Annotated in this window: 21 protein-coding genes and 1 tRNA gene; 9 read left to right on the top strand and 13 right to left on the bottom strand. The window is 57.2% G+C overall.

Annotated features, from left to right (window positions below):
- Positions 1-29 precede the first annotated feature (29 nt).
- Positions 30-104 (top strand) — tRNA-Gln (locus AB4Z51_RS13495).
- A 7-nt stretch (positions 105-111) separates the two neighbouring features.
- Here the strand turns inward: AB4Z51_RS13495 and AB4Z51_RS13490 are convergent.
- On the bottom strand, positions 112-1,389 hold the full coding sequence (locus AB4Z51_RS13490; RefSeq protein WP_441497562.1) for a hypothetical protein: 1,278 nt from the start codon (positions 1,387-1,389) through the stop codon (positions 112-114).
- Between the two features lie 761 nt (positions 1,390-2,150).
- Between AB4Z51_RS13490 and AB4Z51_RS13485 the strand changes: the two genes are divergently transcribed.
- Positions 2,151-2,618 carry a hypothetical protein gene (locus AB4Z51_RS13485; protein WP_441497561.1) on the top strand — a complete coding sequence of 156 codons (468 nt, stop codon included), beginning with the start codon at positions 2,151-2,153 and terminating at the stop codon, positions 2,616-2,618.
- Complete coding sequence (locus AB4Z51_RS13480; RefSeq protein WP_441497560.1) at positions 2,615-4,618, top strand: hypothetical protein; 2,004 nt, start codon at positions 2,615-2,617, stop codon at positions 4,616-4,618. The genes AB4Z51_RS13485 and AB4Z51_RS13480 overlap by 4 nt, the downstream gene beginning before the upstream one ends.
- A 14-nt stretch (positions 4,619-4,632) precedes the next feature.
- On the opposite strand, the gene AB4Z51_RS13475 is transcribed toward AB4Z51_RS13480, so the two are convergent.
- Both AB4Z51_RS13475 and AB4Z51_RS13470 read right to left on the bottom strand, forming a co-directional pair.
- Positions 4,633-5,016, bottom strand: a complete 384-nt coding sequence (locus AB4Z51_RS13475; protein ID WP_441497559.1) for a DUF6804 family protein — start codon at positions 5,014-5,016, stop codon at positions 4,633-4,635.
- Between the two features lie 263 nt (positions 5,017-5,279).
- Positions 5,280-6,170: an AbiTii domain-containing protein gene (locus AB4Z51_RS13470; protein ID WP_441497558.1), complete on the bottom strand. Its 891-nt coding sequence runs from the start codon at positions 6,168-6,170 to the stop codon at positions 5,280-5,282.
- A gap of 284 nt (positions 6,171-6,454) precedes the next feature.
- Between AB4Z51_RS13470 and AB4Z51_RS13465 the strand changes: the two genes are divergently transcribed.
- Complete coding sequence (locus AB4Z51_RS13465; protein ID WP_441497557.1) at positions 6,455-6,994, top strand: terminase small subunit; 540 nt, start codon at positions 6,455-6,457, stop codon at positions 6,992-6,994.
- 357 nt (positions 6,995-7,351) lie between these two features.
- Here AB4Z51_RS13465 and AB4Z51_RS13460 read toward each other — a convergent pair whose 3' ends face one another.
- The 4 genes from AB4Z51_RS13460 to AB4Z51_RS13445 form a co-directional block, all read right to left on the bottom strand.
- Positions 7,352-9,073 (bottom strand): TIR domain-containing protein, encoded by a 1,722-nt coding sequence (locus AB4Z51_RS13460; protein WP_441497556.1) that lies wholly within the window; start codon positions 9,071-9,073, stop codon positions 7,352-7,354.
- Between the two features lie 347 nt (positions 9,074-9,420).
- Positions 9,421-10,002 (bottom strand): hypothetical protein, encoded by a 582-nt coding sequence (locus AB4Z51_RS13455; protein ID WP_441497555.1) that lies wholly within the window; start codon positions 10,000-10,002, stop codon positions 9,421-9,423.
- A 39-nt stretch (positions 10,003-10,041) separates the two neighbouring features.
- Entirely contained in the window at positions 10,042-10,557 is a 516-nt protein-coding gene (locus AB4Z51_RS13450) for a hypothetical protein (RefSeq protein ID WP_441497554.1), read from the bottom strand.
- Between the two features lie 83 nt (positions 10,558-10,640).
- Positions 10,641-11,429, bottom strand: coding sequence for a hypothetical protein (locus AB4Z51_RS13445; protein ID WP_441497553.1), 789 nt, complete (start codon positions 11,427-11,429; stop codon positions 10,641-10,643).
- A gap of 135 nt (positions 11,430-11,564) precedes the next feature.
- Here AB4Z51_RS13445 and AB4Z51_RS13440 point away from each other — a divergent pair, with 135 nt between their 5' ends.
- From AB4Z51_RS13440 to AB4Z51_RS13425, 4 genes are all read left to right on the top strand, one after another.
- Entirely contained in the window at positions 11,565-12,263 is a 699-nt protein-coding gene (locus tag AB4Z51_RS13440; protein ID WP_441497552.1) for a recombinase family protein, read from the top strand.
- A 302-nt stretch (positions 12,264-12,565) separates the two neighbouring features.
- Positions 12,566-12,898, top strand: a complete 333-nt coding sequence (locus AB4Z51_RS13435; RefSeq protein ID WP_441497551.1) for a TraR/DksA C4-type zinc finger protein — start codon at positions 12,566-12,568, stop codon at positions 12,896-12,898.
- Positions 12,899-13,008: 110 nt separating this feature from the next.
- Positions 13,009-13,797: a hypothetical protein gene (locus AB4Z51_RS13430; RefSeq protein ID WP_441497550.1), complete on the top strand. Its 789-nt coding sequence runs from the start codon at positions 13,009-13,011 to the stop codon at positions 13,795-13,797.
- 42 nt (positions 13,798-13,839) lie between these two features.
- Positions 13,840-15,138, top strand: a complete 1,299-nt coding sequence (locus AB4Z51_RS13425) for an AlbA family DNA-binding domain-containing protein (protein ID WP_441497549.1) — start codon at positions 13,840-13,842, stop codon at positions 15,136-15,138.
- Positions 15,139-15,242: 104 nt separating this feature from the next.
- Here AB4Z51_RS13425 and AB4Z51_RS13420 read toward each other — a convergent pair whose 3' ends face one another.
- From AB4Z51_RS13420 to AB4Z51_RS13395, 6 genes are all read right to left on the bottom strand, one after another.
- Complete coding sequence (locus AB4Z51_RS13420) at positions 15,243-15,707, bottom strand: hypothetical protein (protein WP_441497548.1); 465 nt, start codon at positions 15,705-15,707, stop codon at positions 15,243-15,245.
- Between the two features lie 19 nt (positions 15,708-15,726).
- Positions 15,727-15,891, bottom strand: coding sequence for a hypothetical protein (locus tag AB4Z51_RS13415; protein WP_441497547.1), 165 nt, complete (start codon positions 15,889-15,891; stop codon positions 15,727-15,729).
- A gap of 160 nt (positions 15,892-16,051) precedes the next feature.
- Positions 16,052-16,333 (bottom strand): hypothetical protein, encoded by a 282-nt coding sequence (locus AB4Z51_RS13410; RefSeq protein ID WP_441497546.1) that lies wholly within the window; start codon positions 16,331-16,333, stop codon positions 16,052-16,054.
- A gap of 372 nt (positions 16,334-16,705) precedes the next feature.
- Positions 16,706-17,044: a hypothetical protein gene (locus tag AB4Z51_RS13405; protein WP_441497545.1), complete on the bottom strand. Its 339-nt coding sequence runs from the start codon at positions 17,042-17,044 to the stop codon at positions 16,706-16,708.
- Positions 17,045-17,098: 54 nt separating this feature from the next.
- Positions 17,099-17,410: a hypothetical protein gene (locus AB4Z51_RS13400; protein WP_441497544.1), complete on the bottom strand. Its 312-nt coding sequence runs from the start codon at positions 17,408-17,410 to the stop codon at positions 17,099-17,101.
- Positions 17,411-17,459: 49 nt separating this feature from the next.
- On the bottom strand, positions 17,460-17,735 hold the full coding sequence (locus AB4Z51_RS13395; RefSeq protein ID WP_441497543.1) for a hypothetical protein: 276 nt from the start codon (positions 17,733-17,735) through the stop codon (positions 17,460-17,462).
- An 879-nt stretch (positions 17,736-18,614) separates the two neighbouring features.
- Between AB4Z51_RS13395 and AB4Z51_RS13390 the strand changes: the two genes are divergently transcribed.
- Positions 18,615-21,584, top strand: a complete 2,970-nt coding sequence (locus AB4Z51_RS13390; RefSeq protein ID WP_441497542.1) for a TrlF family AAA-like ATPase — start codon at positions 18,615-18,617, stop codon at positions 21,582-21,584.
- Positions 21,585-21,786: the final 202 nt, after the last annotated feature.

Raw genomic sequence — 21,786 nt, 5'->3', positions numbered from 1 at the left:
GTTCTTCCGCCCATTCCCTGGTCGCCTGTTGGGGCGTAGCCAAGCGGTAAGGCAGCGGATTTTGATTCCGCCATTCGGAGGTTCGATCCCTCCCGCCCCAGCCAATTGATATTACGTGGAAATCTTCCTTTGTTCGGGGGGGCCATTCCGAACGCTTTCCGGTGCCTCATTCCGAACGGAATCCCCCGGTTCGTTCTGCTCTGCCAACCGGTGAGCGTGGCGCTTGCGCGTCGCTGACAGCATACGCTTGGCGGTGCGCTTCGCGTAGCCCTCATAGGACTGTTGCGTCTTGTGCGTTGACAGCGCGCGGCCCTGGCCGTCCGTCAACTCCGCTTCCTCCAGTTCGGTCATCCCTCCGTGCCGGCAAGCGTCCATTGTGAAGTGCGCCGGAAGGCCCAGCTTCTTGCGCATGCGCTGGACCTTGTGCTGCATCGTCGGGAAGGCAAACGGCTTGGCAACGCCTTTCGAGACTTCGCGGAGAATCATCGGCACCCCGCGTAGCGGCAACGCTGCCAATACTTCCTCGGCGTCGGCGTAGAACTTCAACACGGTGCCGTCAGGTAGCGTTTCCTCCAGAGGGTGAGGGGCGACTGTACCCGTCTTGTGATGAGCCACCCGGATGATCGTCGGTGCGCTCGGCGCGCGGTAGTCGCTCCATTTGATGTAACCGGCGATGACGTTTTCGGGGCGCTGTAGCCACTCAAAGCAGATGACGGCGACGGCAGCTATTTCGGGCTCGCCTGCGGCGATGCAACCGTGCGCGAAGTCGTAGACCTCATCACGCGTAACAGCCGGCTTTGCCTTCTTCACGCGGCTTTCGAGCGTAACGCCCAACCAGGGGTTCGGCACGTCCTTTGCGAATTCGTCGGGGAACAGCCGATGCACAACACGCCACGCCTTGCGGCATAATTTCACGACCTTCTCGGCCGTGCGGTCGCGACGCCCGTTCGGGCCGATAACTACTTTCTGATAGAGCTTGTCCGCGCCTCGTGGTGTGATGGTCCTGATCGGCCTAGACCCAACTCTGTCACCGCTTTTGGTGAGAGTGTCGCAAAGCAGGGTCATTGCCCATTCGTAGTCTCGTCGCGAGCGGACGGCGACTTTCTTGGTGTAGGCCAAGCTCTGCTTGTATTCGCGGAATAGCCAATCGACGGTCCCGATCTTCGGCGCTGCCGGTGTCTCGATCGGCTGGCCCTTGCGCTGCTGATCCCATTCATCGAACAGTCTGTTGAGGGTGTTTGCCTTCTCACACGCGATCGCGAAATCAAATCCTAGGGGCTCGCTCGGAACGGGGCATTTCATGGCGCGGTATTTGGTCGGGACCTCGTAATAAAACGATGCCGCGCCGGATTTCAGCCTCTTGATCCGAACGTGGCGGGGAAGCTGCAAAGTCACAAATCCTCTGCGATGTCGCCTGGCACGCCCGGGGCTATCGCCGCATCCAGATCGTCCCTCAGCCATAGTTTCCGTCGCCCCTCCAATACGCGTGGCTGGGGGTACTCTCTCCCAACCCTCTGTAAGAATGCCTCTATCGTGGACTCGCCGCAATAGCCGGCTGAAAGGGCTGCATTCATGCGGCGCGGCCATGATCCTGCTGGGATAGCGACTGGTCGAGCGCGGCTCAAAGTTTCTCTCCGGTCCGTCAAGAAGTGGGTCGCCACCAGTCATGACCGGAGATGGTTGTTTTCTTGAACACCGTTGATCATCGAACAGCAATTAGAAAAAACAACTATCTCAGAGGATGATTGGCGCGATGTCAATTTTCGGAGCCACACCCGATGAGCAATTCGCGTCATGCCGTTCGATATTTTTCACGCCGGGAGGCGTCCAACTACCTGTTGGCGCACCATGGCATAAGTCGATCACCCGCAACTCTCGCAACACTCGCCTGGAAGGGTGACGGACCGGTCTTTCGTAAGGATGGGCCACGCCGTGCAATTTACACGGATATCGACCTGGACGCATTTGCCGCGTCGGTCTTGTCCAAGCCGATGCGCTCCACCACCGAAGCCGCTGCCTGATCCGCCAACGCTCGGGGAAAAATAGAAGCCCCGGCGATTTCTCACCGGGGCGGCACCGCGTTTAGATCGTGATTGGCGTTGCGATCCATACAACACGGTGCCCTCATTTGCAACATGTAAGGGCACAAGATGAACGCGCACTGTCGTACGTTCGAAGATTTCAGCGTCACCGATATCGATCCGTTCGATACAATCGATCCGCGCATCGCTGGCAAGGCGAGGGGCCTTCACCGAGTACATCGGTGGGTTTTCTTTCCTTATGGATGCGGCGAGGCAAACGGCGCGATGACGCTCTTCGATGGGCGCTTCTATCCGATGGCCCGCAAGAACCCGGACTGCTCGGTCGAAATCCTGCCGATGCTTGATTTCAAACACCCGCCAATGATCGAGTTCAAGAAACCGCGCTTTCTGTACGGTAGCTTCGACCATCCCAGCGACGACGAGAAAATACAACAGCGCTTGCTTGCCATGGTTGGACGCCTCGGCCTGGGGGAGGAAGTCTACCGCCGCTATGACGCGACTATCGCAAGATGGCGGAGCGCCGCCGGAACTTCCGACGATACCTCGCCAACCTCGCTGGCCGGTGATCGAAGATGAACGCTCCTACTGAGGTATTCCCGCTCTATGGGCTGGAGACACTCGGCGACGCCCGTCAGGTCATCGTGGTCGGGGATGAGAAGTGCCGCGACGCGCTGGAGACTGTGACCAGCCGAACCGTCGTYTCCTGGGCGGGCGGGACGCAAGGCGTGAAGCATACCAATTGGACACCGCTGCGCGGGCGCAACGTCGTGATCTGGCCGGATGCCGATGGGCCGGGCCTCGGGACGGCGGATGAGATTGCGGCCATCCTGGTCGATCTCGGCTGCACGGTGCGCGTCATGGATGTCATGCGTGACGATCCGCCCAAGGGCTGGGACGCCGCTGATGCGATCCGCGACGGCTGGGACAAAGGCCGGTTAGATGGGTTCATGCGCGATACCGTTCGGTCGTGGACGCTGCCCAAGCAGGCTGCGCCAGAGGACCCCGCCGCTCCTGCCGGTCCCATCGCGACAGCCGCCGATATTCGTGGTGATAGGCTGAAGGGCCAGCCCATCTACATCGTCAAAGGGGACATTCACGAAGCCGTTGACCGCGCAATGGCGGTTCTTTCGAACCCCTCGCTGGGCATCTACGCCCGCGGAGATGATCTTGTGCGGGCAGTCACGTACAGCATGCCAGCAAGAACCCTCTCCGTCGCAAAGCAGGGCGAGAACGTCGACCGTCCCGATGGGGCTGTCATCATCGCAACGCTCTCCGATGTCGCGTTGGTGGAAACGCTCACTCGTCACGCCAGATTTGTGAAATGGGACGGCCGCGCCGATAAGTTTGTGCCATGTGACTGCCCCACAGAAGTCGCTCGCATGATCCTGGCCAACAAAGGGCACGGCTGGATGGTACCACGTTTGCGAGCCGTTATCAGCGCGCCGACGCTACGGCCTGACGGAACGGTTCTCAGCACGCCGGGGTACGATGAGGCTACCGGGCTCCTGCTGGTCGGAGATCGCATCTGGCGGCAAGTGCCAGACAGTCCGTCTAAACGGGATGCGTTGAATGCCCTGGACCTGTTGGTAGAGCCGATTGACGCATTTCCCTTCGTCGATAATTCCGATCGCTCTGCGGCCCTCGCGCTGGTCATCACCAGCGTCATGCGGCCCAGCCTCAGGACGGTTCCCATGTTCGCCATCACCGCGCCTGCGGCCGGAACCGGAAAGAGCCTTCTGGTTGATATCGCCGCAATCCTAGCGACGGGCCGCAAGGCGGCAGTCGTCACGCCAACGCAGGACGAGGCTGAACTCGAAAAGCGGATCGGCGCTGCCGCGCTTGCCGGCGATCAGATCATCAGTATCGACAACGTTACCCACATCCTGCGCAGCGACCAGCTTTGCCAGCTTCTGACGCAGGAGGAAGTCCAGGTGCGGGTCCTCGGCGCGTCCAAGAATGTCCGCATCCCTTCGACCGCTCTCATCTGCGCGACGGGCAACAATCTGTCGATCCACGGCGATTTGAACCGCCGCGCCATTCGCATCCGGCTCGATGCCAAATGCGAACGACCTGACGAGCGTCGCTTTGATCATGATGCGACCGGCTTTGCGTTACGGAAGCGCGCCGAGCTCGTTGCTGCCGCGTTGACGATAGTCCGCGCCTACCTATCTGCCGGTGCCCTAAGTCAAGCCTCGCCGATGGGATCGTTTGAGGATTGGTCTGACACAGTGCGCTCGGCGCTGATCTGGCTAGGCATGGGCGATTGCCGGGGCGATGTCGATGCAATGCGAGCAGATGATCCAGAGAAGGCCGAACTGGCCGAGATCATCGACGCGCTTCCCACCGGCAGGTTCACGGTTCGGGAAATTGCGCACAGCGTCTCTGAGAGCCCAGAGATGCGAGAGGTTTTCGCGGGCTTCATCGGACGAAACGGCGTGTTTGTCACCAAGAGTTTCGGCCGCTATCTGGCGCGGTTTCGCGGTACCATCATCGGCGGGCGCTCGATCGAGCTAGCGGCCAAAGACATTCACGGCGCTGTGTGGCAGGTCCAAGGCCAAGCCGGTCAAGAATGGTGATGTCGCCGCGCCTATCACTTCCCCTCTGTCCTGCCGCTAACATCACCTTGCGGGCCAACACGGTCCGRCTCGATAGATTGTTGCGGCCCGACGCGCACCGCCATCAGATGCGTGACGATTAGAATCGCCGCGCCGATGTCCAGATAGAACCACGAGCCGCGGTCTAAGTGAACCGGCACAAGCGGATTAAACAGGATCGCGATCCCCACAAAGGTCAACGGCCATATGCGAGTGGGCGCATCGTCCTCCCAGGTATGGAAGAAAACGACCACCGCAAAGCCGCAGACCACAATTCGAAGGAACTTGTAATAGCCAAAGGGCAAGTCAAACGTGGCTATGATTAAGAGTGCGGCCGTGATCGGCCAAACCCACCGAGGAATTCGATTGACGTCCCTCATTCCAAGTCCCCGCCCCACATTTTTGTTCGGCCGAATTTTTGCGCCGGACAATTCGCGTTAGTGGTGCACTCCGTCCACCAAAATTAGAATTCCTTCTATCCGAGGTTTGTGAGGTTTCGGAGGTTTCTTCCAACCCTAATGCGGAAACTGTCAGTAGAGCCGGTTATATACCAGTGCATACATGACACTTCCTTGGATTGGGCTGCGAGTTACCTCAGAAACCTCGAAAACCTCACAAAATCGAGTGCCGGTAACTCCACAAATTACCCCGGTACACCTGTTCCCAACACATTGTTGAGAAGCGTCAGGGCACCGCTTGCAATGAGATTGCCCGCAGCACCACTTAGGGCGGCGCGGACGTCATTAAGAATTGACTTGACCACCGAGGGGTCGGGCTTCGAACGCGTCAATTCCTGTTCGACCTTTTCAAGTCGTTCATTGAAGCTGGCAGGATCTGCAGTGAGCTCGGCAAGAGCAGCTGCATTGGCGCTGAGTTGGGACACAACGGATCTTGCTGCGTCGATCGAGATCGCGCCTACCGTGATTGATCCGACTGAATTATGGCTACCGATTGAGCCGACAAGCGAGTTGATCGTTCCGATCGTAATAGGCGATGAGGAACTCTCAGCTATCTTCTTCTCCTTTTCTGAGAAGCTCATTCCATCACCTTTTATCCCGGTCTTTTCGAGGTTGATCGCCCAGTCCAGAACCAGATTTCTAACCGCCGATAGCACGCCGGAAAGCTGCGCTCGGTCTATAAATAAGGCGTAAGAAGCTTGGCCACCGCCGGCAGCTTTCGAGATTATTTCTGCGAGCTTCCCGGTGAACTGAATGTGAAAAGTCTGATTACCAGCGGGCTCCAGCATCGACTCGATTTGAGAAATGGGCTGACCATTCCCCTTTTCAGAGAAGGAACTTGTGTCGCCTAGAAGCATCTGCCAGCCGGTATAGCCGTTGTTATATCGTACAGTGCCTTTCATCATCCGATAGTCAGGGACAGATCCTTCATAGCCGCTCAGTTCGTTCGATACCCAATCCTCAACGGTGTCGAGTTTTAGCTTTGCTGCAGCAAGTCGAACCTTGCGTAGCAGGGTCGACACAGGGATCGTGGGGTCCAGCGCCTCCCTTTGAATTTCTTCGATCAGCGAACTCACTTTAGCTTCCTGTAGACAGAACGAACGCTCCCGATCGCGTCGCCCAATGCTTCGGTACCGGTCGAGAAAACAGCGACAATAAACATATAAATCACGACACTTCGCGGCTGATTCGCGAGCGTTGTTCCCGACTATCCACGTATTTTTGCACGTTTGTCCATTCCTCGTCCTCTGCCAGCCAAATCGTCGGCCACAGTGATCTCGGCAAGCGTGACCAGAACCGGCTTGTAGGGAAATGCAGTAATTGTTTTCGCGGCAACCATTCGCGTGCCACGTCTTGGCGCATGGCTCTGACCGCGAAACAGCAACTCTTCGTCGAGGAATTTCTACTGGATTTGAACGCCACCCAGGCGGCGATCCGTGCCGGCTATTCGAAAGAGACCGCCGACAAGCAGGGGCCCCGCCTCCTGGCCCATCCCGAGGTCAAATTCGCGATCGACGCCGCCAAGCTCCAGCGCTCAGAACGCACGGAAATCGACGCCGATTGGATGTTGCGCCGCCTCGTTGACGAAGCTGAGGCCGATCTCGCCGACCTGTACGACGAACGCGGCGATCTCAAGCCGATAGAACTTTGGCCGGAAATCTGGCGGCAAGGCCTCGTTGCCGGTGTCGAGATTGACGCGCTCTACGAAGGGTCGGGCGAAGATCGCATCCAAGTCGGTTTGGTGAAGAAGATCAAGTTGAGCGATCGACTGCGCCGGCTGGAACTGATCGGCAAGCACGTCCGCGTCAATGCGTTCCAGGATCAGGTTGCGATGAGCGGCGTCGAGGGGCTCGCGGATCGAATCGCCCGCGCGAAACTGCGTCACGGAAGCGATGGCTAGAGAACTTGCCCGCGAAGTGCCGGTCCACGGCCGCCTGAATTTCCTCTCGGAAACACTCAGTGTAGTCTTCGTTGGCGGTCGCTTCGGTCTTGTACTTACCGTCTGCGTAGTCGCCCTCCGTATCAGGCTCCGACAGCTACGGATTGCGAGCGGTCATCACTTCAGTCACGAACGGGATGTACCTACACTTCTTGTCAGCCATCCGGCACCGTGGAGCCATGAGAACGCAGCACGCCACCATATCAGCGCGCCTGCGCCCACAGACATAGCGCGATTCGGGACTTCGTAATGCTTGTTATCGCAGTTCAATTGCAGGCGTGTCGGCTCAAGCGCCGAAGCTGGATGGCGCAAGCACCGTCACGAGGAGCCAAACTTAATCTTGCTAAGTCGCGCGGCCTTTTCACGCAGTTCCGCAGCCTTCTCGCGTGCAGTCTTGGCCTTGTCTGGATGGCCAGCCGCACCGAGTTTCTCAGCAGCATGGTCGAGCTTGTCAGCGTTGTCCGTGAATTTCTTGGTTAAATGCTCAAACTGATAACGCCACAAGACACGCTGATGCGGCAGTGGGCGCAGGTGGGGAATGATATCTCGGAGTGCCCCAAAAAGACCTACGCGCTCTCTCGGTGGGGGAAGCATTGAGAGCCCTTCTTTGACACGTTCCATCGTAGTTTCAGCCGCACCCTTGGCTTCCGTCCTGCGCCTCGCGACCGCCTGCACCAATCGATGGATCGTGACGGCAGGTGTGCCGTCCTGAAACGGATCATGCCTTATGAGCGATAGTTCAGCGAGGGCCGCGATGGCTTCTTCCTTGTCAGGCAGCGTTTGAAGGAAATAGATCGGAATGCGCACCGGCGCACAATAACTGAGGAATCCCACCATCAGTTCAGCGGCGCTGCAACGCGCTTCAACTTCGCTAATCGCGAGGTCGAAGGTGGCCGCTATGCTTTGCGGATACGTTGCGTCGCGCGGTACGGTAGAGATGAGATTTGTTGCTTTGGCCGCATATTCCGCAAAATCCATCTGAGTGCGCTTGCAATACGCCGCCGCGTGGTCAAGAGCGAGCGGCAGATACCCCAAAGCCCCTGCGAGCGCCCGCGCGCCAGTGGCGTCTTCGCGCCCCGCGCGGCTTTGGAGGAAGGCTGCCGCTTCATCAGGAACCAGAGTGGCCAATCCAACTTCATCCGCCAAACCGGTCCAATCGAAAAAGCGCGACGTAATCAGTACCCGCGCACCAGCGGAGGGTAGAAGCTCCACAATTTCACTTGGGCTTGCCACATTGTCATAAACCAGCAGCCACGGCGCTCGCTGTAACGCGAGACAGGCTAACGCTTCTTTGGCCACCTTCTCAGGATCGGATTGGTCCGCCCTCGACTGACCAAGAGCAACGCCAAGGCCCGCAAGAGCATCAATTAGACTAGCGCGCGTCTCGGCGGGACACCAGCAAACGCCTGCATATAAATTGCGGTAGCGGTAAGCATACTCGATAGCCAGTGACGTTTTACCAACGCCGCCCATGCCCTGCACGGCAACACGACCAACTGCTTGCGTCACGACAGCCGGCTTCTCATGGGTCAAGATTGCATCAAGTCGATCCAACTGGTCATCACGCCCTGTGAAACATGGAATTCGTGGGGGGACCGCTAGGAATGACCGGGTTGGAGAAGGCGCTGCTAGAGTTTGTCGTTCGGCGGCGGCGATGATGCGCTGCTTACGTTCTTCGCGGTCCTGCACACCTACAAGGTCTTGGTAGATGACATCGGCAAAGAGCCCCTCTGGCTGAACATCATCGCAGCGGAGGATGATCATGTGGCGCTCCTCAGACGAACTGAGTCGCTGCGCCTCGAAGCTGGTGAACTCCTTTCGGCAGAAGGCAGATTGTTCATAGTCTCGCGTAAGAAGAACTATGAGGTCTCGCGCGTTCTTCACGCCATCGTGCATCCGATCAATAACGCTGTCGCCCAACCGGAAGTCATAGTCCTGAACGAGAACCTTATAGCCCCGCTCCGCCAAGACATCGGCAACCTCCCGCGCAACGTCGCCCACTGACCCTCGTCGGCTCAGGAAGAAGTCATAGCTAAACACCCTGATCACCCCTTAGCGCTTTGGTTGCATTCTTTGCTCACCTAGCTCACAAATGCAACTTGCGCACTTAATCTTGGGCCAAGCCGGCCAGAAGTGGCCTTGGTATTGAGGCGCAAGGAGCACCTGTCGCGAGTTACCTAAACGGCGGACAATGAACGCAAGATGAGGTGTGAGGGTCGACCGACGGATTGAGGCCTCTCATGCTGTGCGCAACAGGTTCATAGACCTTATGGAGAGGCTGGGGCAGCAGAGAGCACTGTGAAGCTCCTCGTGAGCGAGAAGCGCATCAGCATGACCCTGGGGACACTATTCCACGGGACAGCGCGCCAATCTGCGGGGTGCTGAGGCTATTTCATGAATTCTTCCAATCCTTGGGGCTGGCTTGGAGTAGGTTGCCTTATCGGAAGTTCGCAATCGGGGTAGAGAACGTGAAACAGTATGCGAAGCGCTGTATGAGCGGCTTCCCATTCATATTGCGTCATCGGGACATCATGCCATCCCACCGTTCCAAGCAAAGGCTCAATCTCTGGAAGTGATGGATGTGGTTGGTTGTCTTGCGTGTACTTGCGCGCATTTTCTAGGCGCAGTTTTGCATTGTCGAGATAGTAGCCGACACTCCATGCGCTATTTGCTTTGTCGTCGCTGAAAGTTATCGCGTTCGTAGAAACAACCCTTTGGAGGAAGTCGGTCGCTTTTTCGTGCACCGATCCAAAGTCCCGAATTTGATCGGCCAGAAAGACCGCGCGCCATAGCGAGAAAGCCGCGCCAACGAGGTCGTTGAACAGTGCAAGTTTGAAAGGACTTGAGCTTCCTGGCCCAAACGCCGTTCCGTAATCGTAGAGCGCCAAAAGGGTGCGTTGTATCTCAGCGCGCTGCTCGATCGCCCACGCGATATGTTGAACATCCAGTTTCGACTTGTCCGAGCCCATAGTCTCATCTCCGCGCCGAGTTCAAGAGACTCTCTAACCCTAAATAAAGCCCAACTTACCCTTGCCTACGGCAGTCGCAACCTTGACCGGGTTCTCCAGTACAGACCTGATGTACTCGTGAATCTCCTCGCAAATATGCTCTAGGTCCTGCTTGTCGAATTCGAGCGGGATGCCTCGCACTGCTCGCGAACTATCGGCTATCCTGACCGTTATGGCGTCCCCGATCATCTCGAACTCCAGAACGATGCGAGGCCAGAATTTCCCATCATCCTTTGTATGTGGGATTCCGACGGCGACACCCATCTGGATGGGAGCCAAAGTCAGCGTGCCTTTATGGTAGGTGCTGAACTTCGCATCTCTGCAATCGCCTGCGTCGGTTCGATACTCACCCGTAGGCGGAACGCCCCATACCTGTGATCCTTCACCTAGATAGGTCGGCAGATGCTGAACAACTGCATCGCCAAGCGCGTGGATGGTTTGGAAGTTCTTGACCGTCATGTCACTGTACCGTGACATCGCGTCCTGCAAGACCTTCATTCGTTCGCTAAGCGCCATTTGGCCCTCCAATGCAAGTGCTCGGTAACGCAGCTCGTTTAGCCGAAGCAGAGTGATTCGGTCTCCAGTCCCTGCGGGCTTGGCTATGGAACTTTCGACCGTACTTCGGCCGCTAGATTGTGGGCGAACGCGAACACATTCGAGGCTAGACCTTCAAAGGTACCGCCACTGAGCACGGCCAAGAGTTCTACGCACGCTCCGGGACTGCCTTCGTCGGGCTGAGGACGCCCATGCAGCGCGCCTTCAATAATGTCCTGAGAGCGTTTCTGTTGCGTCGTCGGTGGCTGAGTTTTGGCCCACTCATCTGAGTGACGAAAGCCATTCGCGCTAGCTTCGATGATCGCACCAACAGAATGACCGTTGAAGAACGGCCCCACCGTGGTCCATTGCTTTTTCCCCTCGATATCGTCCCTAAGGCGAAGGAGGACGTTGCTGAGCATGAGCATCAACGAACCGGCATAGATACCTGCGCCGAAGACCGCTGCCGCCTGCCGATCCAACACATCGTGCAGGGCTTCGCCAAACGCACTAGACGGCATCCGACGCCCGCGCATGATCTCTTCATGCGCCTTCTCCCCCACGGCGTTTAGATCGTCATCCAGCGCATCGCGTTGTGACAGCATAATGCCCACGGCCGCAAACAAGTAGCGAACGTGCAGTTCGCTGTAGCGCCACATCTGCACGAGCCGGAACAACCCGTTGTAGGCAATGTCTCCGTGTTGAGGTTCACCGTCCTTCGTCATCACGAGGTCACCAGTGCCGTCCTGCGACCAATCACCTACATTCTTCAGGATAGCCAGGTTGTAGGCATCAACAACATCGTCATAGGGAGTGACGCGCGCTTCAGGAGGCTGCGCAGTCGAGTCGGTCATTCCAAGCATCCTAGGCTTCGTGAACCAGAGCCATGCATAACGGAATCCCTGAGATTCCCAAACGCGTGTTGTGCGTTGTACACATTTCCATCTAACGTCCGTTACATCGAATTGTGAACGGGGGCATATTCTTCGGTGGCGGAGGGAAAATTCATCTCCTACCTGCGCGTCTCGACTGATAAGCAGGGTCGAAGCGGGCTTGGCATCGAAGCGCAACGCCAAGCCGTGACGCAGTATCTCAACGGCGTCCGGTGGACGGTCGCAGCAGRGTACGTGGAGACGGAGAGCGGCCGAAGGTCGGACAGGCCAAAGCTCGCCGCTGCCCTCTCACACGCGAAGGCGATCGGGGCAAAGCTCGTGTTCGCCAAGCTGGACCGCCTCACGCGCAACGTGGACCTCCTGCGGGCACTCGTGGCCAGCGGTGTTGACTTGGTATTCTGCGACCTACCCAGCGTCCCTCCTGGTCCTATGGGACGCTTCTTGCTGACCCAGATGGCCGCCGTGGCGGAGCTTGAGGCTGGCCTTATCGGCGAGCGCACCAAGAAAGCCCTCGCTGCCGCTAAGGCGCGCGGTGTGAAGCTGGGCAATCCGAACGGCGCTCGTGCCCTCAAGGGTAAGCAGACTGGCAACTCCGAAGCGGTGGCCAAAATCACTGAGAAGGCCGCACAGCGCGCGATGGACCTCCGAGGTATCATCGAGGGCATCAAGCGGTCAGGCATCACGAGCGTCCGGGGCATTGCCGAGGAGCTAAACCATCAAGGCATCAGCGCTCCCCGCGGCGGTGAGTGGCACCCAACTGCGGTGTCCCGGCTATTGGCGCGCTTGAACAACTGAGAAAGGGCTGATCATGCTAATGAGGTTAAGCGTGGATGACGAAAAGCGGCTTCGGGCTCTGGCCGGGGATCGCCTTGAGGGCCCGGAGGGTTTCGGATTTTGCACAGCTTTCTCCTGTGAACAGTTGGCGTCCCTCCCGTTCAGCCAGCTAATCCGCTCGCTGTAAAATATTGTGTTCATTTATCAATTCATTGTCCGGCAGTATTTTCCGAACCGACCTTTGGCCAGTCTCGCCGATCTGGCATGTCCACAAAATTGGAGTGTAATCTAGTGAGGCTGCAATAAGGGGCCGGGGGCGCCAAATGACTGGGGAAGTTGTCGTTCGGTGTGTGCGCTGTGGAAGGACACGAACCGTTTCTATCCCGGACAGTCGAGACCCGAGTTCACTACGTTTTCGTTGCTCGGACGATGACTGCAGAGGGCGCGGAGAGGTGAGGCACCGCGCGATTTCCGAAAACCAGTGTCGCGGATGTAGCGAAGAAATCCCGGCAGATCGCTTGGCAGCGATGCCGGGCACGCATCTTTGTGTTGATTGCGCCAGCGGGCAGCCGCCTCCCAAAAAAAGAATTAAAGAGCCCTGGGGGACGCGAGACGCATGGCGTCGAGATCGCGCAAGTTGGAAAAAGGCGCACTGATCTCATGCTGACGTATGTATCGTGGTTGCGTCTGAACTCCGGCTCTGCGCTGCAAGGGTTGCTCCGAGGTGCGTGGCTAGTCGAGGAACGCCGCGCGTGAGGAGCCCAACATGACTATCCACGTCGATGCGATCTTCGAATTTCTTGTCGAGCATTTGGCTAGTATTGCTTATGATGATCAGGCGCGACGTCGAAATCATGGTGCTGACTTATACGTTCCAAACCTGCTAGACCGTTATTGGGCTCAGCAGGGAATAAGCTCTGACCAACAAACCGATGCGCACGTTGGTGCGTTTTATGACGCCGTCGCTGAATTGTGCCGCCTTGGCGTACTCCGCTTGGGCTACAGAAACCCGTCAAGGACGGGAGTTGCGTCCGGCGGCGACATAGATCGCAAATTTTCCCTGACTATCCAAGGCATTCGGTGGCTAGAAAGAGCTGGTGATCGGCAGGTTATCGAGATCGGTCGAATGGCAGAACTGCTAGACCAGTTCACGAGGTTCGGCGATGCCTTCCGACAGCGTGCGACCGAAGCCGTAGGAACGTACCGCACCCGTAACTATCTAGCTTCATGCACCATGAGCGGTGCGGCCGCTGAAGCCGTCTTGTTGTCAATTGGTGTCGCTAAGCTGGGAGGACCCGAAACCTTGAAACGGTACCGACGTCCGCAAGGACGTTCCGAGTTACTGAAAGCCATAACTCCGGATGTCCAATTCTCTTCTGCTCTCTCTATCATGAGCTATTGGAGAGACGAAGCCGCCCACGGTCGAGCATCTGAGATAGGTGAATTGAACGCCTGGGCTGCGCTTACGCAGCTACTGCAATTGGCCCAGTACAGCGAGAAGAATTGGTCGCGGCTCACTCAACAGGTCGCGGCCGTCTGCCGGCCGCAGTCTTAGGAAGTCCGGCAAGAATTTCACCATAAACATACTTGCAGAGCCATGTTCCCCACCCACCTAACTGAAGTCGTCGCGTCGGAAGTGCATGCCGTCATTCAGGACGAGGCGGCCGAGACCTTAGACTTCGAACTCAAGCGCACTCTCCCCGCCAAAAAGGGCGTAGACCCATGGATGACCAATGGGAAAGTAGGAGACGATGCGAAGGATGAGCTGGCAGCAGAGATCATCGCATTCGCCAACACGGTGGGTGGGACGCTTATTGTCGGCATCGACGAGGACACCGCGACCAAGCGGGCGAAGCCGCCGCTGTTTCCCATTCCACGCTGCAAAGAAGCCGCCGCTCGATTGCATCAAGCGATCAGCGACCGGATAGAGCCGAAGCTACCCGTTTTCGAGTGCGAAGGGGTCGTGACCGAGGCGGACGGCACGAGCGGCGTCATCATTATGCGGACGCTCGAATCATACCTGGCTCCGCACCGACACTCGCAGAACAATCATTGCTATGTTCGACGCAACGACCGCGCAGAACCAATGAGCATGCTTGAAATCCAGGAGATGACGCGGCAGAAGGCCCGCGCTGCGGCGGATGCTGAGAAGTCTTTCAAGGATAGCAGCGACCGCTTCTATTCATGGATCCCCCGTGACCACCAACGTACGCACCCATATCGAGGCGTACAAGGTATCCACACTGAACACGGAACAACAAAAGTTTGGCTCGGCATCTGGACGCTGCGCGTCACGGCGCGGCCACTGTCGCCCTTCCTCCTTATGAACCTTCCGAAACAACCGTGGCTGAAGCAAATTGACACGCGCGCATTCAGCGGCACAGGACAAATCCATCAACTCCGATGGGGCGATCTCCGCACAACCCGCGTTTGGGCGCCTCGGCTCAGAGCTGTTGAACGGGAGTTTCAGGGCACCAACAGCCTCGGACTAGACCGGATAAGCAGCGAGGGGCTCATCGAGCGCTTTGTCTGGCAAGAGCAACCTGAACACGGCCGACCACGTCACAGCGTACTCGAAATAACAGAGTTGCACTGGAACGTCGTCTGTGTCGTTCACGCCACTACTGTGATTAGAGCCGTCAACTCCCGGCCTACTCAGCCCTATAGCCTCGAGGTCGAACTCATGACCTCGGATCCGATGGTGATCCACGGCTACCCGAGTTCACCGACCGCCGTAATTCCTGGTGGAAGTACGACGTTCCCACGCTATGAGATAGGCGAATCGCAGACTCTTAATGAGTTGATGATGACGATAGACAAGGACGTGTGGAATCTGGGCGGCCATCATCCGTCATGGGAACTGGGCGTGGCTTGGCCTCAGATAAAGTTGCCTTAGCGATCATCAGAGGCAACCTGACGTTGCTGGCGCAATAGTTTTTGGACTGAGTGAGTATGTGTGGCGGGAGTCCCTCAAGAGCGACGGATGGTCCGCCCGTTCAGCTATTTCTGCTTGATGTAGATATTGCCCTTGTACCGGTTGAACTCGTAAGTCCGGCGAGTCTTTTGGCTAGGTGCGGTACCAATGTAGCAACTGGCCACGATGGTGGCTAAGTAAGCGGTGCCAGACTGAGCCGTGTCACGCGACGTCCGGATGTTCTCGGGTTCGCAGTATATCTCCTTGTCGCCACCCATGTTGAACGCGAAGCCGTACTGGTCGATCGACATGATCTCCTTGCAGGTGTGGTCCTCCGACCAGCTCGGTAGCGTGTAGTTAGTTTCGCCTTTGAATGTGGTTGGATTGCACCACTCACCGATGAAATCGATCGGCATTCGTCTGTCGGCTGCTTGTGCCTGGGTGCAGGCAGCGACGACCGCGGCGGCGCAGGTGAGCCGCAACACGTTATGCATAGTCATCAGTCTTCCTTCAATTGCTTCGATAGCCAGCTGAGCCTGTCGCCGTTTCATTTCTCAAGCTTCTGCTGGGTCACGGGCGTGGGAGCTGTACGTAGAGCACATTGGCGATCTCGACCGGCTCGGCATCGCCGCTCTTCACCAGCTCGCCGGCCGCCACGATGTTGTCGATCGTCACCTTCACGTGGTTGGGGTGATTTCGCTTGAGACGCTGGAGGAGGGCGGTTTTGCCTCGCATTATGTCGTCGTATGCAGCAGTCATTTCCATTCCACTTCAGCAACAGAAAGCAAACGGGGGCGCTGACGCGCCAAGAAGCTCGGCGGTTGGATTGATCCAGAAGAGGTCTCGCCAAGGTTATGGTTGCGATCGGAGGGCGAGGCTGACGGGCCTTCCTGCGCTAGTGGGCGGTCGCAGTCTCGGCCCTTTCGTTCGAACCGAGAGTCCCAGCAATCCAGTCGCGAACGGCATCGTGTTTGTCAGGCGGGACGTATTTGACCAAGAACTCGTTCGTCTTCACCAGGTTCTCTTTCGTGTCCAAGTCGTCGTCAAGCTCTGGCGATTGCCACAAAACGCCAAGGCTGACCAGACCGTAATAGGCCTCGGTGTTAGTCAACGGGTCTGTTGTTTTGAGAGCTTCGAGCATCTTGCTGGTCACTAGTTTCGCGCGTTCCTCATCCATCACGTTTCCTCCTCGGAGCAAAGATTCGGTACAATCCGTCCTGAGAATGTGCAACTGTTTCGATGCCTAGACCCACCAGCGTTATGCGCGGCGCAACATGGATCAATTTGACCGCATCAACCGCCAATTCGACCGGATGATCTGCAAGCTCGACTTGATGATCGGAATGACGGCTGCCAGCATCGTGATGTTAGCTGCAATCTTGGTGATGATCTGATCGAACAATGCTGACCCTCCGCCCCTTCTTATTGATGTATGCCCGCGCGTGATCGTCGGTCTTGCCGACCATCGCAGCAAAGCAAACCCCGAGAGTAGGCGGAGCAGCCTATCCCGGGTTTCACTTGAACAACTGCCCTGTGGAAAGCAGTTATCTCAGTGGCGTGTAGCGAACTCCTTGGAGCTGGTACCGAATTCCTCGGGGTCAGCTTTAGCCATGAAATCCATCATCGACTTCATCGACATCGCATCTTTAAATAGGTAGTAGACCGTGTCGATTGACCGGAAGGGTATACGAGCAAACTTGACATCCATCTGTTCAAGATAGGCCTGAAGGCCTTGCGTGAACAAATCTTTCGAGAGAGGTAGCGCAAGCCGATGAGAGTACCGTTTCGCATGCGCAGAGAAGTTGGCGATATTCGACTTCTCTAGATCAGAGAGACGCGCATACTGCGAGTCGTCCACGATGATGGATGCCTTCTTGAGTTTCGTCATAGTTACTCCTGCGGGATGGAATTTTAGCGGGATGGTGAGCGGTCTGGCGCGCCCTCACCCCTGCGCGCCGGTCCTCGCCCTCCAAATTTGTTTTCTGTGGCTCGCAGCACTTTTGGCGATTTTGAAAGTTTCCGCGATTTGGCTCACGCTGCGGCCTGCGGCGAACATTGCTTCCATAGCGCTAATTCCAGCATCGTTGAGTCGCCCGTCGGCGCGCTTCCAGTCCGCTGGCCCGGTCGCTGGCGCGTCCTTGGTCTGCTCGATGACAAGAGCATCGAGGCGGCGTGTGAAGAGCTCGAAGGCGTTGCGCAGCTCGTGGGCCTCGTTCTGGAGGTGGAGTAGACCGGGGACGTTTGTCGGCTTCATGGGGGCGATCCGGGTTAGGAACAGTGGTTCTTTGTTCAACAACCTGAACCTAGGATCCAGATATCGCGACGTCAAGGTTTTTCGGCAGCGGAACAATTTCGTTGAATAGCCTGGCCCGATGGAACCGCGACTGGTGCCGGGAGGAGTTCGCCCGCACCGCGGCCAACATGGTAACCCGCGATCCGGAGACCGGCATCCGGTTCAGGGTGGTGTCGCAGGGAGCGATCAGCTCGCCTGGATGGTGCAGCCTGTGAGCTTCCGACTGCGCAAAAGTGCCCACGCCGCCGGCGAGCGTAATAGCCAATACGATCGTTTTGGTTGTCATGATTTTATCCGGCTTAAGGGGCAATCTCATTCCGAACGTCAAAAAGTCCTCAGCGTTGTCAATGGGTGAACAGAGCACGAAAATTCGGAATGCGCGTTGATTTTATTGGGGAATTGGGCTGATTTTGATTCCGCCATTCGGAGGTTCGATCCCTCCCGCCCCAGCCACCCATTCGTGCGTTCAGCCAGGGTCCCCAAGAAACGCAAGAATGGACAGGAAATCCCAGCTTTTCGCGCATTCGATTGCGTCTCCGGACTCTCGAGTCGCCAAACTTGAGCCGGAAATCGCCGAAAGTCTCCGGCCTTGTCCGCGAATATTCCCGTTTTGCGGTGACTATCGGCGGAGACTGGTTTGATCAGGACTGCCGCCCGACCGTACCAGGAGTTCGAATCCCACTCGCTCCGCCATCCCTGCCGAAGCCCTCGGTTCTCTACGCAGGGATGTTGGTAATTTAGCCAAGTACTAGCAGCGTTTTCTGACTTGAGCTCCGGACTTCCAATCGACGGAGTCCGCCCATTCTTCTCCGAATGGGTCATTTCTCTCCAGAGCTCTGGACCCCGCGGACTCGGTACGGTTCTTGAAATTCGAGTGTTTCCAGACGCTTTTCAACTCGGATGGATTGGGGCTCTTGCAACTCCTCTCGGACAGGCAAGAGCATCCGACTTCGAGAATCGCCATATCGCACAATTCATGACGCGCTAATCTGGTAGCTGAAAAGGGTACGCAACAACGCGCCTGCGATCTCGCCGTGCTCTATTGACCCGTAGACGAAATATTTGATGCGCAATTGTCGAACTTCTATCTTTCTACTTGTCGAACAGCACAACCCGGAGCATGGGTCCTACCAATAGACATCTTAAAGGTCAAAATGGGGGACCCATGGAAGTTGCCGATCTTATACCCAATCGCGGCTCCGAGTGGCACAGGTGGGAGCCACATATTCACGCGCCGGGTACTGTTTTGGAGGATCGCTTCCCGAAGGACGGCTGGGATGCCTATTTCGATGCATTGGAGGCGGCCTCGCCACCGCTTCGAGCAATTGGAGTTACTGACTACTGCATCCCCCGGTCATATGAGAGGGTAAAGGCCAAAAAAGAACAGGGCCGTATAAAGAACTGCGATTTGCTCTTTCCCAATATCGAGCTGCGCCTCAACACTGGCACTGTTCGCGGCAATTTCGTCAACATCCACCTCTTAGTAAGTCCCGAAGATCCGAAGCATTTGGATGAACTGCATCGTTTCCTCGGTCGCCTCACATTCTCTGCCCTCGACGACCGGTTCGCTTGCTCTGAAGCCGACCTCGTTCGTCTGGGCCGTCGGGCAGACCCTTCGAAAACGAGCGATGAAGCAGCACTGAAGCATGGCTGCACGCAGTTCAAGGTCTCTCGCGAAAATCTCCTTGAGGTCTATCGTGGCATGGCCTGCGCCAAGGAGAATATCCTAATTGCCGTGGCGGGCGGCGCGGACGGCACCTCAGGCGTCAAAGACGGTGCTGACGTGACAATGCGTCAGGAAATGGAGAAAGCGGCCCACATCATCTTTGCCGGGAGCCTCAAGCAGAGAGATTTTTGGCTCGGACGCGGCGCTTGCAGTGAGCAGGAGCTCCAGGAACGCTACAACGGTGCCAAGCCGTGCCTTTGGGGCTGCGATGCACATGAGCTAGCGCGCATCGGAAAGCCCGACGAAAACCGCCTCTGCTGGATCAAGGGCAAACCGACCTTTGACAGCCTCCGGCAGGCCTGTATCGACCCCGAAAGGGCAAATGTCGGGGCGATGCCTCCCTCCCCGGCGTTTGACTCCCAAATCATTGAGGGCGTTCGCATAGAGGAGGCTTCTTGGGCGAAGACACCGCTGCTCTTGCTGAACCCGGGGCTGATTGCCGTGATTGGGGCTCGCGGATCCGGAAAGACTGCCCTCGCTGACATGATTGCAGCGGCCTGCGATTCGTACACCGATTCTTCTGATCGCGCTTCGTTTCTGGCACGCGCTCGCGAACACCTCGGCGTGTCGCGGATCTCCTTGAAGTGGAAGAGTCGCAACGATCTGGTAACGCGCTCTTTGGCATCACCAGTAAACGCGTCTTTCGACGCCTATCCGCGTGCGCGGTACCTGTCCCAGCAATTTGTCGAGGAGCTGTGCTCGATTGAGGGAATGCCCACTCTCATCAAAGAAATTGAGCGCGTTATCTTCGAAGCTCATCCAGCAAATGAACGGGATGGAATGGCGGATTTCGACGAACTTCTTTCCCTCAGAGCAGGCCCCTATCGGGATTCCCGCGACCGCGAAGAGGCTGCGCTGGTTCAAATATCCGACCAGATCGGCATTGAGATGGAAAAATCCCGACAGGTGGCAGCACTTACGGCCCAGGTTACCGAGAAGGAACGCGTCATTGCGCAGTATATGGCCGATCGCCAGAGCCTTCTGCCCAAAGGAGAGAGCAAGGCAGCAACGCGCCTCCAGGAGCTGCTGGTGGCGGCCGAGACTGTCCGTAACAACATCCGATACTTTGCCAACCAACGTGCAAGTCTCACCGAGCTGAACAACGAGGTTGCTGATTTACGTCAGAACAAGGCACCGGGCGCCYTGCGCGCATTGCAGGAGCGCCACCAGCRCTCCGGCATCGATAACGCCGAGTGGAATAACTTTCTTTTGAAATATTCCGGGGATGTAGATGGCGTTGTCACCAAGAAGGCCAGTGAGGCGGATAGAAACGCAGCAGGATGGAGAGGCTCAACGCCCACATCTCCAGTTCAAGCGGATGGCGCATACGTTCTCGATTCCGCCAATCTCCTACAAATACCTCTCGCGTCTCTCGAAGCGGATATTCAACGACTTGGAACGATAGTCGCCGCTGATACTGAGACATCCAAGCGACTGGGCGCGATCATCAAGCGCATCCAGGACGAAAACGTTGTCCTCGGACGACTCAGGGAGCAACTTACGGACTGCCAGGGTGCCCACGACCGGGCTGCCGGAATGGTTGTCTCACGCGAGCAGAGCTACGTTCGTGTCTTTGAGGCGATAATCGGTGAAGAAGCCATACTCAAGGATCTATACGCGCCTCTCATGAGACGCCTAGCATCGGCGGGCGGCACACTGGCCAAACTATCCTTTACCGTTTCGCGCGTCGTAGATGTCGAACAGTGGGCAAAGACGGGTGAGCAGGACCTCTTCGATCTGCGCACCGGTCCGTTTCGGGGCATCGGTTCTCTGGCCAAGGAAGCCAACGCCGTGCTAGCAGCCGCTTGGAAGACCGGCGATGCCCAGGCTGCTGCAGCCGCAATGACGGACTTCAGAAACAAACACAGCCAAGCCCTGCTGGAAAAGGCGCCCTACGTCACGAGCGACACGCCCAACTACCGTCCCTGGACCAAGCGGTTTGCCCAGTGGCTTTACAGCACCAAGCATATCTCCATCGAATACGGCATCAAATACGACGGCATCGACATTCAGAAGCTTTCACCTGGCACGCGTGGGATTGTCCTGGTCCTGCTGTACCTTGCACTTGACGATGCAGATGATCGCCCCCTGATCATTGATCAGCCTGAAGAGAACCTCGATCCCCAGTCGATATACGACGAGCTGGTACCATTGTTCCAGTCCGCCAAACGACAGCGGCAAGTGATCATGGTCACCCACAACGCGAACCTCGTCATCAACACGGACGCTGACCAAATCATCATCGCGAGTGTTGGCCCCCATTCGCTGGAAGGCCTCCCACCCATCAGCTATCAATCCGGAGGCTTGGACGAGGCTAAGATCCGACGAAAAGTCTGCGATATTCTGGAAGGTGGAGACCGTGCATTCCGGGACCGTGCGAGACGGCTTCGCATAACGCTTGAGCGCTGAACCCATCGATTCGATCCTTCGAACCGCGCACTCCAGCCGAAAGACACTCCTCATGCCGACCATCCAATCCATGCCCCTACCTGAACCGAAAAACTGGCAGGATTTCGAAACGATCGTTCGAGATGCTCAAATGTTGCGATGGAAAAGCTCCCCTCTCCAGAAAAACGGTCGTCCAGGCCAGAAGCAGCAGGGCGTCGACATC

The organism is Bradyrhizobium sp. 2TAF36 (assembly GCF_052114925.1).
GTDB lineage: Bacteria > Pseudomonadota > Alphaproteobacteria > Rhizobiales > Xanthobacteraceae > Bradyrhizobium > Bradyrhizobium barranii.
The sequence above is the reverse complement of the archived record's forward strand: the minus strand, read 5'-3'. Positions and strand labels throughout refer to the sequence as shown.